The sequence below is a fragment of the Natrinema sp. H-ect1 genome, from assembly GCF_041821105.1.
In the GTDB taxonomy this organism is placed as follows: domain Archaea; phylum Halobacteriota; class Halobacteria; order Halobacteriales; family Natrialbaceae; genus Natrinema; species Natrinema thermotolerans.
In genome coordinates, this window is sequence record NZ_JBGUBA010000005.1 from 1 (window position 1) to 14,031 (window position 14,031).

General features: G+C 64.5%; 15 protein-coding genes and 1 rRNA gene. 7 read left to right on the forward strand and 9 right to left on the reverse strand.

Features of this window, described 5'->3' with window-relative positions:
* Nucleotides 1-65 precede the first annotated feature (65 nt).
* Nucleotides 66-187 (forward strand): 5S ribosomal RNA (gene rrf, locus ACERIM_RS12300).
* Nucleotides 188-292: 105 nt separating this feature from the next.
* Here the strand turns inward: rrf and ACERIM_RS12305 are convergent.
* The 3 genes from ACERIM_RS12305 to ACERIM_RS12315 all read right to left on the reverse strand — a co-directional run bounded on the left by ACERIM_RS12305 (nucleotide 293) and on the right by ACERIM_RS12315 (nucleotide 2,807).
* Complete coding sequence (locus ACERIM_RS12305; protein WP_373632867.1) at nucleotides 293-1,639, reverse strand: RNase J family beta-CASP ribonuclease; 1,347 nt, start codon at nucleotides 1,637-1,639, stop codon at nucleotides 293-295.
* A 444-nt stretch (nucleotides 1,640-2,083) separates the two neighbouring features.
* A complete protein-coding gene (locus tag ACERIM_RS12310; protein WP_006182671.1) occupies nucleotides 2,084-2,359 on the reverse strand; it encodes a PadR family transcriptional regulator in 276 nt (91 codons plus the stop codon).
* A gap of 253 nt (nucleotides 2,360-2,612) precedes the next feature.
* Nucleotides 2,613-2,807, reverse strand: coding sequence for a cold-shock protein (locus ACERIM_RS12315; RefSeq protein ID WP_006182670.1), 195 nt, complete (start codon nucleotides 2,805-2,807; stop codon nucleotides 2,613-2,615).
* A 456-nt stretch (nucleotides 2,808-3,263) separates the two neighbouring features.
* On the opposite strand from ACERIM_RS12315, the gene ACERIM_RS12320 reads away from it, so the two are divergent.
* The 4 genes from ACERIM_RS12320 to ACERIM_RS12335 all read left to right on the forward strand — a co-directional run bounded on the left by ACERIM_RS12320 (nucleotide 3,264) and on the right by ACERIM_RS12335 (nucleotide 7,121).
* Nucleotides 3,264-3,989 carry a queuosine precursor transporter gene (locus ACERIM_RS12320; protein ID WP_006649960.1) on the forward strand — a complete coding sequence of 242 codons (726 nt, stop codon included), beginning with the start codon at nucleotides 3,264-3,266 and terminating at the stop codon, nucleotides 3,987-3,989.
* A 90-nt stretch (nucleotides 3,990-4,079) separates the two neighbouring features.
* Entirely contained in the window at nucleotides 4,080-5,177 is a 1,098-nt protein-coding gene (locus ACERIM_RS12325) for an aminopeptidase (RefSeq protein WP_006649961.1), read from the forward strand.
* 320 nt (nucleotides 5,178-5,497) lie between these two features.
* Nucleotides 5,498-6,112, forward strand: coding sequence for a DUF309 domain-containing protein (locus ACERIM_RS12330; protein ID WP_373632870.1), 615 nt, complete (start codon nucleotides 5,498-5,500; stop codon nucleotides 6,110-6,112).
* Between the two features lie 136 nt (nucleotides 6,113-6,248).
* A complete protein-coding gene (locus ACERIM_RS12335) occupies nucleotides 6,249-7,121 on the forward strand; it encodes an LLM class F420-dependent oxidoreductase (protein WP_373632871.1) in 873 nt (290 codons plus the stop codon).
* A gap of 1 nt (nucleotide 7,122) precedes the next feature.
* Here ACERIM_RS12335 and ACERIM_RS12340 read toward each other — a convergent pair whose 3' ends face one another.
* The 3 genes from ACERIM_RS12340 to ACERIM_RS12350 form a co-directional block, all read right to left on the reverse strand.
* Nucleotides 7,123-8,094: an aldo/keto reductase gene (locus ACERIM_RS12340; RefSeq protein ID WP_006649964.1), complete on the reverse strand. Its 972-nt coding sequence runs from the start codon at nucleotides 8,092-8,094 to the stop codon at nucleotides 7,123-7,125.
* A gap of 63 nt (nucleotides 8,095-8,157) precedes the next feature.
* Complete coding sequence (gene azf / locus ACERIM_RS12345) at nucleotides 8,158-8,931, reverse strand: NAD-dependent glucose-6-phosphate dehydrogenase Azf (RefSeq protein WP_006649965.1); 774 nt, start codon at nucleotides 8,929-8,931, stop codon at nucleotides 8,158-8,160.
* 85 nt (nucleotides 8,932-9,016) lie between these two features.
* Nucleotides 9,017-9,373, reverse strand: coding sequence for a dihydroneopterin aldolase family protein (locus tag ACERIM_RS12350; protein ID WP_373632872.1), 357 nt, complete (start codon nucleotides 9,371-9,373; stop codon nucleotides 9,017-9,019).
* Nucleotides 9,374-9,644: 271 nt separating this feature from the next.
* On the opposite strand from ACERIM_RS12350, the gene ACERIM_RS12355 reads away from it, so the two are divergent.
* On the forward strand, nucleotides 9,645-10,097 hold the full coding sequence (locus ACERIM_RS12355; protein ID WP_006649967.1) for a DUF5790 family protein: 453 nt from the start codon (nucleotides 9,645-9,647) through the stop codon (nucleotides 10,095-10,097).
* 24 nt (nucleotides 10,098-10,121) lie between these two features.
* On the opposite strand, the gene ACERIM_RS12360 is transcribed toward ACERIM_RS12355, so the two are convergent.
* A complete protein-coding gene (locus tag ACERIM_RS12360; RefSeq protein ID WP_373632873.1) occupies nucleotides 10,122-10,859 on the reverse strand; it encodes a creatininase family protein in 738 nt (245 codons plus the stop codon).
* Between the two features lie 142 nt (nucleotides 10,860-11,001).
* On the opposite strand from ACERIM_RS12360, the gene ACERIM_RS12365 reads away from it, so the two are divergent.
* Complete coding sequence (locus ACERIM_RS12365; RefSeq protein WP_006649969.1) at nucleotides 11,002-11,346, forward strand: hypothetical protein; 345 nt, start codon at nucleotides 11,002-11,004, stop codon at nucleotides 11,344-11,346.
* Between the two features lie 5 nt (nucleotides 11,347-11,351).
* Here the strand turns inward: ACERIM_RS12365 and ACERIM_RS12370 are convergent, their stop codons facing one another.
* The gene (locus ACERIM_RS12370; protein ID WP_373632874.1) at nucleotides 11,352-11,972 is read right to left on the reverse strand and encodes a Yip1 family protein; all 621 of its coding nucleotides are present in this window, start codon (nucleotides 11,970-11,972) and stop codon (nucleotides 11,352-11,354) included.
* 69 nt (nucleotides 11,973-12,041) lie between these two features.
* Entirely contained in the window at nucleotides 12,042-13,979 is a 1,938-nt protein-coding gene (locus ACERIM_RS12375) for an ABC transporter ATP-binding protein (protein WP_373632875.1), read from the reverse strand.
* Nucleotides 13,980-14,031 lie beyond the last annotated feature (52 nt).

Below are 14,031 nucleotides of genomic sequence, written 5' to 3' on the forward strand. Positions count from 1 at the left end.
TCGGCCAATAGAGCCGAAATATACCGATCGTGGTCTGACGGCGGTTCGATTCCGCCGGTCGGCATTACAGCGGCCATAGTGGCGAGGTGCCTCCCGTACCCATCCCGAACACGGAAGATAAGCTCGCCTACGTTACGGTTAGTACTGGAGTGGGCGACCCTCTGGGAACCCCGTTTCGCCGCTTCCATTCATACTTCAACCCGCATAGTCGCTACTATGCGGGTTTTCGTATTTATTGTCGCACACTCTATGCTGTTTGTAACTGAGAGAAGAGAAACCGCTGTTGGCTAACTCAGACGAGTTCGATGATATTCCCGTTCGAGGTGACGTGCAGATCCCGTCCGAGCTTGTATCCCTGATTAGTGGCCAGATCGACGTATCCCGAGAAGCCGCTCATGTTCTGGTGGGCCGGAATCACGTGTTCGGGCTGCAGCGCATCGAGCATCTCGTAGTGACCCTCCTGACAGAGGTGCCCCGAGACGTGAATATCGTCGTAGATGCGCGCACCTTGCATGCGGAGGAGTTTCTCGGCCTGGTAGCGCTGGCCCTCGTTGGTCGGTTCCGGAATCACCCGTGCCGAGAAGACGACTTTGTCACCGTCCTCCAGTTCGTAGGGCGTCTCGCCGCGGCCCATACGGGTGAGGGTCGCACGCGGCTCGCCCTGATGACCGGTAACGACGGGGAGGAAGTTCTCCTTGCCCTCGTTCATGATCCGCTCGAACGTCTGCTCGATGGATTGGCGGTAGCCGACCATCTCGACGTCGGAGGGGAAGTCGATCCCGATCTGTTTCGCGGTGCCGGAGTAGGTTTCCATCGAGCGGCCCAGCAGGATCGGCTGCCGGCCGATATCTCGAGCGAACTCGATGAGAGACTTCACCCGCGCGATGTGACTCGAGAACGTCGTCGCGACGATGCCGCCGTCGTAGTCCTCCATGCTGTAGAGGACGTCACGGAGGTGTTCGCGGGCGACGTTCTCGGATGGCGTTCGGCCCTTCTTGTTCGCGTTGGTACAGTCCTCGATGTAGGCGAGGACGCCCTCGCCTTCACGGCCGATCTCGCGGAACCGTTCCATGTCGATCGGATCGCCGATGACGGGGGTGTGATCCATCCGTTTGTCCAGCCCGTAGACGACGGCGCCTTCGGGCGTGTGGAGGACGGGATTGATCGCGTCGACGATGGAGTGGGTGACGTTGACGAACTCGAGGTCGAGGACGCCGCTGTCGCCGATCGAGGTCGTCTCGCCGGGATCCATCGCGATCAGTTCGTTGTCGGCGTCGAACTTGCCTTCCTCCTCGAGTTCGCCTTTGACCAGTTCGAGCGTGAACGGGGAGGCGATGATGGGGGCGTCGTACCGGTGTGCGAGTTTGCTGATCGCACCGATGTGGTCGAGGTGGCCGTGGGTCGGCACGATCGCCTGGACGTCGCCCTCGAGATCGCTCATGATCCGGTCGTCCGGAATGGCACCCATGTCGATCAGATCGAGACTGTGCATGCCTTCGGTTCGGATGTTGTCGTGAATGAGTACCTTCGACAGGTTCAGACCCATGTCGAAGATCACTATGTCGTCGCCAGCGCGGACAGCCGTCATCTGTCGGCCGACTTCCTCGTAACCGCCGATCGTCGCAATTTCGATTTCCATTGGTGGGACCGATCAGAGCAGTCCTGTGGACAGTCATGCGGCCAGAACGGTTGCCGGACGGATGTGCTGCACGGCGAGAACCGGCTTCGATCACGTCTCGGGCGGTCGAACCGATATCTGGCCCCGACTGCGCCACGGACAGCGCCTTTTTCGGATAGTATAGCAACCGCTCTCCCGACGTAAGTAGCCCCGGGTTTCAGCGAGCGAGGGAGCGATCAGTCGGGGGTCGATTGGTGTGAAAACTGGTAGTCGCGGGAGCCGGGAACCGAGACGCGACGGTGAATCGCATCGGCACCACATTTTGGGTCGGATGGCGGCTCGAGGCGGTGCTGACTGGGTCGAGCGGGATGGTCGGGACAAGGGCCTATTCGGTACTCGTGGCGTCGGGCGGTTGCCGTCCGTGGCGGCCCCGTGGTATCGACCTCGTGTGGCGGTCGGCGGAGATTAGTCGCTGATATATTGTTGCTCCCACTCGCGGCGTCGTTCGATGGCTTGTTGGCCGCTGTCGCTGATCTCGTAGTAGTTCGTCCGGCGGTCGAGTTGCCCTTTCTCGACGAGGTCCTTGTTGACGAGTGTATCGAGGTTCGGATACAGCCGCCCGTGGTTTATCTCGCTGTTGTAGTACGTTTCGACTTCGTCTTTGACGTCTTGGCCGGACGGCTGATCGGCCCCCGCGATCACGTACAGAAGGTCTCGTTGAAACCCAGTCAGATCGTCCATTGTGTACTCGGGTGGACGAACGGGAATCCGACTATTTGTTATCGATTTCGTATCAACCGTTCCGAAGTCGTTTCGGGCAACTAATTGAGGCTCTCGGATCGATGGGTTCGATTTCACTCGGTAACGACCAACTATATCGAAGCGACGAGGGAGTGTTCGCCCGAGCAAGGGAGAACGCAGTCGCTCGAGGCGTCTGCGTTGCGAAGAATGGTATTCGAACTGTGAAACCCGTTACCGAACGCAAGTAGCCGTATTACAGGCGGGTGACGTTGGTGGCGCGGGGGCCCTTGGGGGCCTGTTCGATGTCGAATTCGATCTCTGTGCCTTCTTCGAGGTCCGGACCGCCAACGTCTTCCATGTGGAAGAAAACGTCATCGTCCGCGTCGTCAGTCTCGATGAAACCGTAGCCGCCTGTGTCGTTGAAGAAATCAACGTTTCCTTTCGCCATTGCAATTCCAGAGAGACCCGCGATGCGTATAACAGTTGTGCAATTATTCCGCAGCCGAAAGAAAAATACTGAGCTATAATAGGAAACGGGTGACGAGCGAACTGCAAAGAAACGGCGGAACCTGTTTTTCTCGAGTGGTGGGTGGCGGAATCGGACGGAAACCCACGGAACAGCTCTCCAACTGGATGTACTCCCCAACTGTCCCCGTAGTCATTCGTTAAAACCGTCTCAAGAGTTCGTGACACTGGCGATACCGTTGGGCCCGATTCGAAGCGGAGTGACCGTCCGTCAAGAACGCCTTCGGACCGCTTTCGTCTCGAGGGCGCGCGTTCGATGGGGAGTCGAACAGTGGACGCGGATTATCGTCGATGCGTCCGACCGCCGTTCGAGGCGACGGACGGCGATCACGGCGGCGAAGTAGCATCGTTTAGGTGAGTTCGACGGATACGCGGCGGCATGAGTCAGGAACGATCCGCGGGCGCTCCAACGGCCGCCCAGGTCTCGTTGATCGGCCTCTTCGTGACGGCGCTTGTCACCGCACAGTTGACTGCCTCGAAGGTATTGGCCTTCGAACTACCCGTCGCGATCCCGATCACCGGGGCACAGCTCGCGTTGCCGGGGGCCGCGCTCGCCTACGCACTGACGTTTCTCGCGAGCGACTGTTACACCGAACTGTACGGTCGCCGCGCCGCACAGGTGCTGGTCAACGTCGGCTTCGTGTTGAACTTCGTCGTTCTCGCGCTGGTCTGGTCGACGATCGCCGCGCCCGCCGCCCCCTCGAGCGTCGATCCGGGCGCGTTCGAGACCGCGCTGGGGGCGTCGACGAACGTGGTACTGGGGAGTCTCCTGGCCTACGTCGTCAGTCAGAACTGGGACGTTCTCGTCTTCCATCGGATCCGCGAGTACACCGGCCCCGAGAAGCTCTGGCTTCGGAACATCGGGTCGACGGCCTCCAGTCAGGCCATCGATACCGTCATCTTCGTCGTCGTCGCGTTCGCCGTTGCACCCGCCGTCCTCGGCGTCGGTACGGTCCTCAAGCCCGACCTCTTGCTCTCGTTGATCGTCGGCCAGTACCTGCTGAAACTCGCGATTGCCCTCCTGGACACCCCGGTCGTCTACGCCATCGTCTCGCTCGTGCGCTCGCGCGAGGGGGTCCCGGCCGAGGACGCCAGCACCGCCTGATCGCTCGCGGCTCGCAGTCACCCTCCTCACAGCCCCGGAGTTCTCGGTCCGAACGGGGAGCGTTTAGTAGCCCGCTCGAGAGGTGCGGGTATGGACGAACGGGTCCGCGAACACGCCGAGGTACTGGTCGACTGGAGCGCGCGGGTCGAGGCGGGCGACGACGTGGTCGTCTCGGTCGGGCCGGACGCCCACGAACTGGCCGTGGCCGTCGCCGAGAAACTCGGCGAGCGGGGCGCGAACCTGCTCGCGACGTACAGTTCGGGCGAGGTCACGCGGGCATATCTGCAGGCCCACGACGACGCGTTCGACGAGGCCCCCGCCCACGAACTCGCGCTCGTTGAGAACGCGGACGTCTACCTCTCGCTGGGCGGCGGGCGAAACACGAGCGCGACGGCGGACGTGCCGGGCGAGCGCCGGCGGGCCTACACCGAGGCCAGAAACGAGATCCGGGAGACGCGACTGGGGACCCGCTGGGTGTCGACGGCGCATCCGACGCGCTCGCTGGCCCAGCAGGCGAACATGGCCTACGAGGAGTACCGGGACTTCGCCTACGACGCTATCCTGCGCGATTGGGAGTCGCTGGCCGACGAGATGGCGCAACTGAAAAACCTCCTCGATGCGGGCTCGGAGGTGCGGCTCGTCTCGAGCGACACCGATCTCACGATGTCGATCGAGGGCCGAACGGCGGTCAACAGCGCCGCCTCCGTCGCCTACGATTCCCACAACCTGCCAAGCGGCGAGGTCTTCACCGCGCCGTACGCGACCGAGGGCGAGGTGACCTTCGACGTGCCGATGACGATCCGGGGCGAGTCCGTCCGGAACGTCCGCCTCGAGTTCGAGGACGGCGCGGTCGTCGATTACGACGCCGAACAGGGCGAAGGCGTGATCGGCGATGTCCTCGAGACGGACGACGGCGCGCGCCGGTTGGGCGAACTCGGTATCGGGATGAACCGCGGGATCGACCGCTACACGGACAACATTCTCTTCGACGAGAAGATGGGCGATACCGTCCATCTGGCGCTTGGCCGAGCGTACGACGCCTGTCTTCCCGACGGCCAGTCGGGCAACGATTCGGCGGTCCACGTCGACCTGATCACCGACGTCAGCACGGACTCCCGCCTCGAGATCGACGGCGAGGTCGTCCAGCGAAACGGGATCTTCCGATTCGAGGACGGGTTCGATGCCTGAACGCTCGAGCTGACCGGCCGGTAGGGAATGCTTACCGTCCTCGAACGCGCTCGGAAACGCCGGAAGCAATACCATACTAATCCGTACGGAGCCCCTCACAACGGATACCGCCGCACCGGTGGCGGCCAGTAACCGGTTGGGATCACACGTCCCGGAATCGACCCGTCCACAGTCGTCTGCCCGCCCTGCCGGAGGCGGTACGCGTCGTCGGGCGGCGACGGGGCCGTTCGCTCCCGGTGCGTCCCCGGTCGCTCCTCGACGAGGTATCCGGCGGTCACCGTTTTCGTCACGTTCTCGAGTTTCGAGCCCCAACCACGGCTATGCGCGATCACCTTCGAGCCGGGGCCGCGATCTTCAACGCCGGTTATTATCACGCCGCTCACGACGCCTGGGAGGATCGCTGGCTCGAGTGCGAGTCCGGCAGCGACGACGAGCGGCTGCTCCACGGGCTCATCCAGTACAGCGGTGCGGTCTACCACGCCCGCGAGCGAAACTGGGAGGGCGCGGTCGGGCTCGCCGAGAGCGGCGGCGAGTACCTCGCGGGGCTGCCTGCGGACTACCGCGATCTGGGACTCGAGCCGATCCGGACCGCGCTGTCCGAACTCGCGACCGATCCCGAACGGATCGAGCGAGGCCCGCCAGTCCCGATCGAACACGAGGACGGGTCCCCCTCGCTTTCGGGGCTCGCGTTCGAGCCGACGGCGATCGCGGCGGTCGTCCTCGCCGAGGAGTTCGGCTACGACCCGGAGCCGGTCGCACGGGCTCGAGAGTACGCCGAGGACGCCCTCGCGGCCGGCGAGGACGGCAGTCGGTTCATCACGCTGGTGTTCGATTTCGTCCGAGAGGACGAGCATCGGGGGATCATTTATCAGCGCCTGACGGACCACGTCGGCCGGCGGCGGGCTCGCGAGGAGGACGTCGAGGGACTGTTCTGATGCGTCGACGCTCGAGTCTCGGGCGACGATTCGCCAGGTGACGTTCTGAGCGGCACGTGGTCGGCCAGCGTGCCGATAGCCGCCGTCGTTCGCCGGCGGCCGGAGGTTCAAGTCGGCCCCGTCCGAACGCCGGGGTATGGAAATCGGTACCGTGTTACCGCAACTCGAGATCGGCCACGACCCGGAGACGCTCGCCGACTACGCACGGCGGGTCGAGGCCTCGGGGTACGAACACGTGCTGGCGTACGATCACGTCCTCGGGGTGAACCCGGACCGGGAGGGATGGGACGGACCATACGACTACGAGAGTACGTTCCACGAGCCGCTGACGACGTACTCCTATCTGGCTGGGCAGACGGAGGCGTTGACGTTCATGACGGGGATTCTCGTCCTGCCACAGCGCCAGACGGCGCTCGTGGCGAAGCAGGCCGCCCAGCTGGATCGGTTTACCGACGGCCGATTTCGGATGGGGGTCGGCGTCGGCTGGAACGAGCCCGAATACGTCGCGCTCGGCGAGGACTTCTCGCGGCGCGGACAGCGTATCGAGGAACAGGTCGAGGTCCTCAGGTCCCTGTGGACCGACGACCTCGTCGAGTTCGACGGCGACTTCCACGAGATTCCCGATGCCGGTATCCGACCGCTGCCGGTCCAGCAACCGATCCCGCTCTGGATGGGCGGGATGGCAGAGCCGGTCAAGCGCCGGGTCGCCCGGCTTGCGGACGGCTGGTTACCCCAGTTCCAGCCGGGCGACGACGCCGAGGCCCACCTCGCGGACCTCGCCGAGTACGCCGAGGAAGCGGGCCGCGATCCCGACGAGATCGGCCTCGGCGGTCGGATGTACGCCATCCCCGACGAGGAAGACGAGTGGATCGAGCGCGCCCAGGCCTGGCGGGAGCTGGGGGCCGACTACCTCTCGATCACGACGATGTACCAGGGTCTCGAGGGGACGGAACACACGGCCCACCTCGAGCGGGTCGCCGAGGTGCTGACCGAGGCCGGCCTGCTATAGTTTATTGGTGTCCGGCCACCGGCAACGGCTCGTACGGTTCCTCGAGGTACTCCATATCGGAATCCGAGAGGTCGATCTCGAGTGCCTCGACGGCGTCTTCGAGGTGTTCGACGCTGGTCGTGCCGACGATGGGGGCATCGACCCACTCCTTGTGGAGCAGCCAGGCCAGCGAGATCTGGGCCATCGAGACGCCCTTGTCGGCGGCCAACTCCTGAATCCGTTCGTTGATCGCCTCGCCGCCGCCCTGGAGATAGGACATCTGCTCGAGGTACTGGTCGGTCCGACCGCGCGTGGTCGACTCGATCTCCTCGTGGGGGCGGGTCGCGACGCCGCGGGCCAGCGGTGACCACGGGATGACGCCGACGTCTTCCTTGTCACAGAGAGGTAACATCTCGCGTTCCTCCTCGCGATAGAGGACGTTGTAGTGGTTCTGCATCGTCGCGAACCGCTCGAGGTCTAACGCATCGCTCGTTTGCAAGGCGTCGGCGAACTGGTGGGCCCACATCGAGGAGGTGCCGATGTAGCGTACCTCGCCGCGGCGGACGGCGTCGTCGAGCGCACGCAGCGTCTCGTCGATCGGCGTCTCGTAGTCCCAGCGGTGGGTCTGGTAGAGGTCGATGGTGTCCATCCCGAGTCGCTCGCGGCTGGCCGCGAGTTCCTGCTCGATGGCTTTGCGGGAGAGGCCGCTGGCGTTGGGGTTGCCGGGATCCATCTCGCCGAAGACTTTCGTCGCGACGACCTGTGAGTCGCGGTCGTAGCCCGCGAGCGCGTCGCCGAGGATCTCCTCGGACTCGCCGGTGGAGTAGACGTTCGCGGTGTCGAAGAAGTTGATGCCGAGATCGATCGCGCGGTCGATCAACGCCTTGCTCTCCTCGGGGTCGAGCATCCACTCCCGTTCCGTACCGAAGCTCATACAACCGAGACAGATTCGGCTGACCGTCATCCCGGTCGAGCCGAGCGTCGTGTACTCCATGGATCACGATCCGACCGGCGGCGACAAAAAATCGGGCTCGTCGGAGTCGGTTGCCGGCTCTTGTCAGGCGTCCGGTTCGACGACTTGCTCCTCGCCGTCGTAGTACGCGGAGTTGTCCTGCGGGTCGTAGCCCAGCGCCGCTCGAGCGCGCGCGATCGAGTAGTACTTGCGGTCGTTGTCGGAGATGCCGTAGACGATCTCGTAGTCGTAGTCGGCGCGGATACAGCGGTCGAACAGGTGCGCACAGTCGCGGTAGGAGAGCCACATCGCTTGCCCGCGCTCGTAGTCGATCGGCGGGTGGCCCTGCGTGAGGTTGCCGATGCGCACACAGGCAACGGAGAGGTCGTGTTCGTCGTGGTAGTACCGACCCAGCGTCTCGCCGGCGGCCTTGGAGACGCCGTAGAGGTTGCTCGGGCGGGGGAGTTCGGTCCCGTCGAGCAGGTAGTCGTCGTCCTCGCGATACATCTCGGGCGTTCGCTCGTCGGTCTCGTAGTTGCCGACGGCGTGGTTCGAGGACGCGAAGACGACCGCCTCGACGCCGGCGTCGACGGCCGCCTCGAAGACCGTCTGCGTGCCGTCGATGTTGTTCGTCAGAACGCTGTTCCACGGCGCTTCCGGCCGCGGGTCGCCCGCGAGGTGGATCACGACGTCGATGCCGTCCATCGCCTCCCGGACGGCCTCCGCGTCGGTGATGTCCGCGACGACGAACTCGCCCGGCTGGTCGTCGGTCGGCGGCTCCCGATCCAGTAATCGCCACTCGTAGTCGTCCGCGAGGCCGCCGAGGATGGCGTCTCCGACCCGCCCCGCAGCCCCGGTGAGCAGGACTGACTGTGCCATTCGTTCGGTGGAAGGGAAAGCGTCGATAAGTACCATGCGGTTTGCCCGGCGTGCGGTCGGCGATGGCACACGCCCCCCGATCGATTCACTCTCGAACCGACTCGAGTCGCATCAGCGGATAGCCGTCCTCCATTTCCATGCGGGTGACGACCGTACAGCCTTCGTAGTCGACGACGATTTCGACCTCGAGGAAGCGCCCCGTCAGTTCGGTGTAGTCGGCCGTCGACTCGGCGAGTGCGGCCTCGAGTTCGTCGGCTCGGACGTCGACGGTGACTTCGCGACAGTGGGGCTGGTTCTCGATCGATTCCGCCATCGCCGTCGCGAGGCTGGGCGCGCTCTCGGGTGAGACGGGCGTGCCGGCGAACTGGTGGTACAGCGAGCCGAACTTGATGCCGGCCTCGAAGCAGGCCGTCTCGGCGTCGGTCGGTGTCTCGGAACTCATACGATGGGTCTCGTCTGCGGCCGGCAAGGGGATTCCGATGTTCGTGGAGCGACGATTGCGACGGTCCGGACACGTCGCTTGCGTCTGGCCGTCCGTCCGGAGCGGTCGTCGGCTCGCTGCCGAACGGGGCGGACGCGAGCGATCCGCCGCCGGACCGAGGACCTCCCTTTCGAAATCGTGCCGCCGTTCGACCGATATCGACCCGCTCGCGACTGATTTCACTTTCACTTTCGGGCTATCTTTTAACCCCCGTGCCCGCAAAGACGGTGACATGAGCCAAGCGACGCTCGGCGACGACGAGGAACTGTTCGGGGAAGCCGCCAACGAGATGCGCGAGGACGTCGAGTCCTCGCTCGAGGCGGCCTGGGCGGCCCTGCCCGACGCCGACGACGTCTGGGAGACTGACGCGGACAACGTGTTGGGCGCGCTCAACGGGCTCAACTCCGCGCTGGAAGTCGGCGACGCCGAGGATCACCTCCGCGACGCGAAGAAGTGGTTCACGATGGGCCAACGCGCCGACGCCTTCGACGACGCCGACGACCTCGAGGCCGAGATCGAGGCCCTCGGGGACGCGATCACGGACATCGCCGAGGCCGGCGAGCAGGTCGGCGAACTCACGTCGACGATCCCGGCGCTTCGGGGCACGCTGCAGGACGCCGGTCCCGCCGACGACGAGGCGGCCGACGCCGCGGACGAAGCGGACGACGAGGAAGACGAGGAGTAATCGGCCGCCCTCGGGCTCGCCGACCTATCGGTCCGCGGGCCGCGAGACGTCGCGTTCGGCGACCGCCTCGAGCAGCCGAGCGAGCGCGTCGCCGGCGAGATCGAGCAGTTCCGCGCCGCGAGCAGCGTCGCCTTCACCCGGATCACCGACGACTCCGTTCTCCGTAAACTCGGCCGCGTCGTAGGCCAGATTGGCGTGACTCGTCCACTCGCCCCAGCCGTCGGCAGCGCCGTCGCGGGCCTCGTCGATGCGGTCCTCCCGAACCGAGTCGGGATCACAGTGACGTAGTAGGGCCGTCTCGAGGGGGCCGCCGTGGCCCATATCGGCGCTGTGGTCGCCGACGGCGTCGAACCAGGTGAAGGGAACGACGTAGGCGTCGCCGTCCCGCGTGAGTCGACCGCCGACCTCCCGGAGGGCGTCGACGTTGCCGCCGTGGCCGTTGACGAGGACGACCCGGTCGAAGCCGTGGTGAGCGAGGCTCGCGACGGCCTCGCCGACGTAGTCCCGGAACGTGTCCGCGGAGACCCACATCGTGCCCGGGAACTGGCGGTGTTCCTCGGCGATCCCGACCGGAATCGCCGGCGCGCGGACGACCTCGCGCTCGCAGCGGTCGACCCCGGCGTCGGCGACCGCCTCGGCCGTCGCTACGTCCGTCCCGAGCGGAGCGTGGGGTCCGTGCTGTTCCGTGCTTCCAACGGGGACGACCGCGAGGTCGGTCTCGAGGTCCCGAACGTCGGTCCACGTGTTCTCGGAGAGGTGCATGGCCGAACACTCCGACCGCGCGGGCATCAAACCCGCGGTGTCGACGGCTGGGAGGCCGGGAGCGACGTTCAGTTCGCGACTCGCCTGCGTCACGGCGAACGCAGGCCCAACCCGTTTGCGTCGCCGACTCCTTTCACGACCCATGCCCGACGATAGCCGCGAACGCGGCGTCGAACTCGGCGGCTTGCAGGAGACCCTCGAGAGCGAGTCGTACCCGATCGGCCACGACGAACTCCTCGAGAAACACGGCGACGAGACGATCGAGATGAGCGGCAACACGACGACCCTCGAGGACCTCATCGGACCGCTCGGCGAGGACGAGTACCGCGACTACGAAGAAGTCGAAGGGGCGATCATGAACATGGTCAGCGACGAGGCGATCGGACGGAAGAACTACAGCGACCGCACGCCACCCGCGTCGGGTGAGCAGCGACAGGACGAGGGAGGTCCGGATCAGGGTGGACAGGAGGAACAGGAGTCGTTCTGAGCGCGTCAGCCGAGCAACGCGAGGAGGACGGAGCCGACGCCGACGGCGATCGCCGGCATCGCGGCCGTTTCGACCGGTACCTCGTGGGTCTCTGCGACACCGTACGCGAGGATGTAGACGCTCCACACCGTTACCGCGATCAGTACGAGAAACGGGAACGGGGACATCGTCATCTCGGCTTGCATCGCTTCGAATTCGGTTACGAGCCGCTCCGGATCGGACCCATCGAACGAGACCTGTTGGATGTGTCGCCACTGGTAGAGGAACAGCAGCGGAAACGCGACGACGTTCGGAGCGTACGCCCAGCCGGAGACGGTAAGCGCGTCCGCGAACGTCCCCGTCGTCCGGGAGCCGCCGCTTCCGTAGTGGACGACCGCAGCGACGACGACCCACCCGATGACGAGAACGATAGCGCTGACGAAGAGAACACCGGAGACGGCCGACATTACCTCTCGCTCGAGCGCCGGATCGAGGTTCTCGACCTGATCGAAAAGAAGCGTAACCCCGACGTACATCCCTACTAGCTGGACGAGGAGGTGCAGAGCGAACACGCCCGTTCCCCGGATAGGGCGGGTCCGTGATTCGAAATAGTCCGCTGGATCGAACAACGGTGTTAGTTCTGACATTAAGGCGGTTTAAAAATCGCATTACAAAGACGTTTTCGAAAAACCGAGTGGAAAATTAATGGCTATCGCTCAGTCATCGTCGCCGGCTTCGGTACGGGCCTGTCGGCGCTGGGCGCGTTCGATGAATTCCTGCGGTAACTCGTCGATCTCGCCGGCTTGGACGCCCCAGAGATGCGAGTAGAGCCCGCCGTTTTCCAGCAACTCTTCGTGGGTACCCCGTTCGACGATCTCGCCGCCCTCGAGGACCAGCACCTGATCGGCGTCCTTGATCGTCGAGAGCCGGTGGGCGATGGCGAAGGTGGTCCGGTCTTCCGCGAGGTCGTCGATCGAGCGCTGGATGAGCATCTCCGTCTCGGTGTCGACGTCGCTGGTCGCCTCGTCGAGGACCAGAATGTCCGGATCCTTGAGGATCGCGCGGGCGATCGAGAGTCGCTGGCGCTGGCCGCCCGAGAGCTTGACGCCGCGTTCGCCGACCTCGGTGTCGTACCCCTCCGGCAAGTTCTGGATGAACTCGTGGGCTTCGGCCATCTTCGCGGCTTCGATTACGTCCTCCCGGTCGGCGTCGAAGGTGCCGTATTTGATGTTTTCCTCGACGCTGCCGTAGAACAGGAACGTATCCTGGCTGACGTAGCCAAGCGACTCGCGCAGGCTCCGCAGCGTCACGTCCTGTACCCGCTGGCCGTCGACGCGGATCTCGCCCTCGTCGACGTCGTACATCCGCAAGAGGAGTTTGAGGACCGTCGACTTGCCGGCCCCGGTCGGACCGACCAGTGCGAGCGTCTCGCCGCCCTCGACGGTGAAGTCGATGTCCTCGAGGATCGGCTCCTCGTCGTAGCCGAAAGAAACGTTGTCGTACTCGACCCGGCCCTCCGTTACCTCGAGATCGGGTGCGTCGGGCTCTTCTCCGACCCGGTTGGGTTCGTCCATCAGCCCGAAGATGCGGGCGCTCGAGGCGCGGGCCCGCTGATACATGTTGATTATCTGTCCGAACTGGGCCATCGGCCAGATAAAGCGCTGGGTGTAGAGAATGAAGACGACGAACATCCCGGTCGAGAGGCCGCCGGTGAACGGTCCCGGCGGGCCCTGTGTGACCCAGAGTCCGCCGACCGTGAAGGTGATGACGAAGCCGATCCCCGCGAGGACCCGCAGGCCGGGGAAGAACTTGATCCGGGTACGGATCGCGCCCCAGTTGGCGTCGAAGTACTCCCGGGAGACGTCCTCGACGCGGTCGGACTCGTAGGACTCGGTCGTGCTGGACTTGATCACCTGAATGCCGCCGAGGTTGTTCTCGAGTCGGGAGTTGACCTTGCCGACGGTCGAGCGGACTGCCGCGTACTTGGGTTGGATGGTCTGGATGAACAGGTAGGTGAAGACGGCGATCAGTGGCACCGGAAGCAGGGCGACCAGCGCGAGCTGTCTGTTGATCGCAAACAGCAGGCCGCCGATCCCGACCACCATCACGAGCAGCCGAAAGAGGGAGTTCATCCCGTCGTTTAAGAACTTCTCGAGGCGGTTGACGTCGTTCGAGAGGATCGACATCATCTCGCCGGTCTGTTTGTCCGCGAAAAAGCCCATGTCCAGACGCTGCATCTCGTCGTAGGTGTCGGTCCGGATGTCGTGTTGGACGTTCTGGGCGAAGGTGTTGAACCCCCAGTTTCGGGTCCAGTGAAAGACCGCCGACAGCAGGAAGGAACCGGCGATGATTCCGACCGTCAGCCAGAACTGCGCCATTCGGCCGTCGGGGACGTACGGGCCGACGAACCCGCTGCCGATCGGGAACGCCTCGGCGTACGGGATGTCCTGTCGGATCACGGCGTCGATCGCGATCCCGAGCATGAGCGCGGGGAGCAGATCCAGGATTCGGGCGAAGAAGCTCGCGATGATCCCGACGACCGCGGCACCGGTGTAGTTCGATCCGTACTCGAGGAACAGCCGCTTCATCGGGTTCTCGATCTCCTCGCGTTGTTCCTCGAAGGGATCGTCCTCGTCCAAGTCGGCGCCACTCATTGCACACGGCTCCGGGATCGCCGGCAATAAGGGTTATCTACGAATCGAAACA

Excerpts from the sequence above, each read along its gene's own strand:
- ACERIM_RS12340 (WP_006649964.1), bottom strand. The coding sequence starts at position 8,094 with ATGGAGTACACGACGCTCGGCTCGACCGGGATGACGGTCAGCCGAATC.
- ACERIM_RS12375 (WP_373632875.1), bottom strand. The coding sequence starts at position 13,979 with ATGAGTGGCGCCGACTTGGACGAGGACGATCCCTTCGAGGAACAACGC.
- ACERIM_RS12355 (WP_006649967.1), top strand. The coding sequence starts at position 9,645 with ATGAGCCAAGCGACGCTCGGCGACGACGAGGAACTGTTCGGGGAAGCC.
- ACERIM_RS12350 (WP_373632872.1), bottom strand. The coding sequence starts at position 9,373 with ATGAGTTCCGAGACACCGACCGACGCCGAGACGGCCTGCTTCGAGGCC.
- ACERIM_RS12370 (WP_373632874.1), bottom strand. The coding sequence starts at position 11,972 with ATGTCAGAACTAACACCGTTGTTCGATCCAGCGGACTATTTCGAATCA.
- ACERIM_RS12325 (WP_006649961.1), top strand. The coding sequence starts at position 4,080 with ATGGACGAACGGGTCCGCGAACACGCCGAGGTACTGGTCGACTGGAGC.
- ACERIM_RS12310 (WP_006182671.1), bottom strand. The coding sequence starts at position 2,359 with ATGGACGATCTGACTGGGTTTCAACGAGACCTTCTGTACGTGATCGCG.
- ACERIM_RS12330 (WP_373632870.1), top strand. The coding sequence starts at position 5,498 with ATGCGCGATCACCTTCGAGCCGGGGCCGCGATCTTCAACGCCGGTTAT.
- azf (WP_006649965.1), bottom strand. The coding sequence starts at position 8,931 with ATGGCACAGTCAGTCCTGCTCACCGGGGCTGCGGGGCGGGTCGGAGAC.
- ACERIM_RS12315 (WP_006182670.1), bottom strand. The coding sequence starts at position 2,807 with ATGGCGAAAGGAAACGTTGATTTCTTCAACGACACAGGCGGCTACGGT.
- ACERIM_RS12305 (WP_373632867.1), bottom strand. The coding sequence starts at position 1,639 with ATGGAAATCGAAATTGCGACGATCGGCGGTTACGAGGAAGTCGGCCGA.
- ACERIM_RS12335 (WP_373632871.1), top strand. The coding sequence starts at position 6,249 with ATGGAAATCGGTACCGTGTTACCGCAACTCGAGATCGGCCACGACCCG.
- ACERIM_RS12360 (WP_373632873.1), bottom strand. The coding sequence starts at position 10,859 with ATGCACCTCTCCGAGAACACGTGGACCGACGTTCGGGACCTCGAGACC.
- ACERIM_RS12365 (WP_006649969.1), top strand. The coding sequence starts at position 11,002 with ATGCCCGACGATAGCCGCGAACGCGGCGTCGAACTCGGCGGCTTGCAG.
- ACERIM_RS12320 (WP_006649960.1), top strand. The coding sequence starts at position 3,264 with ATGAGTCAGGAACGATCCGCGGGCGCTCCAACGGCCGCCCAGGTCTCG.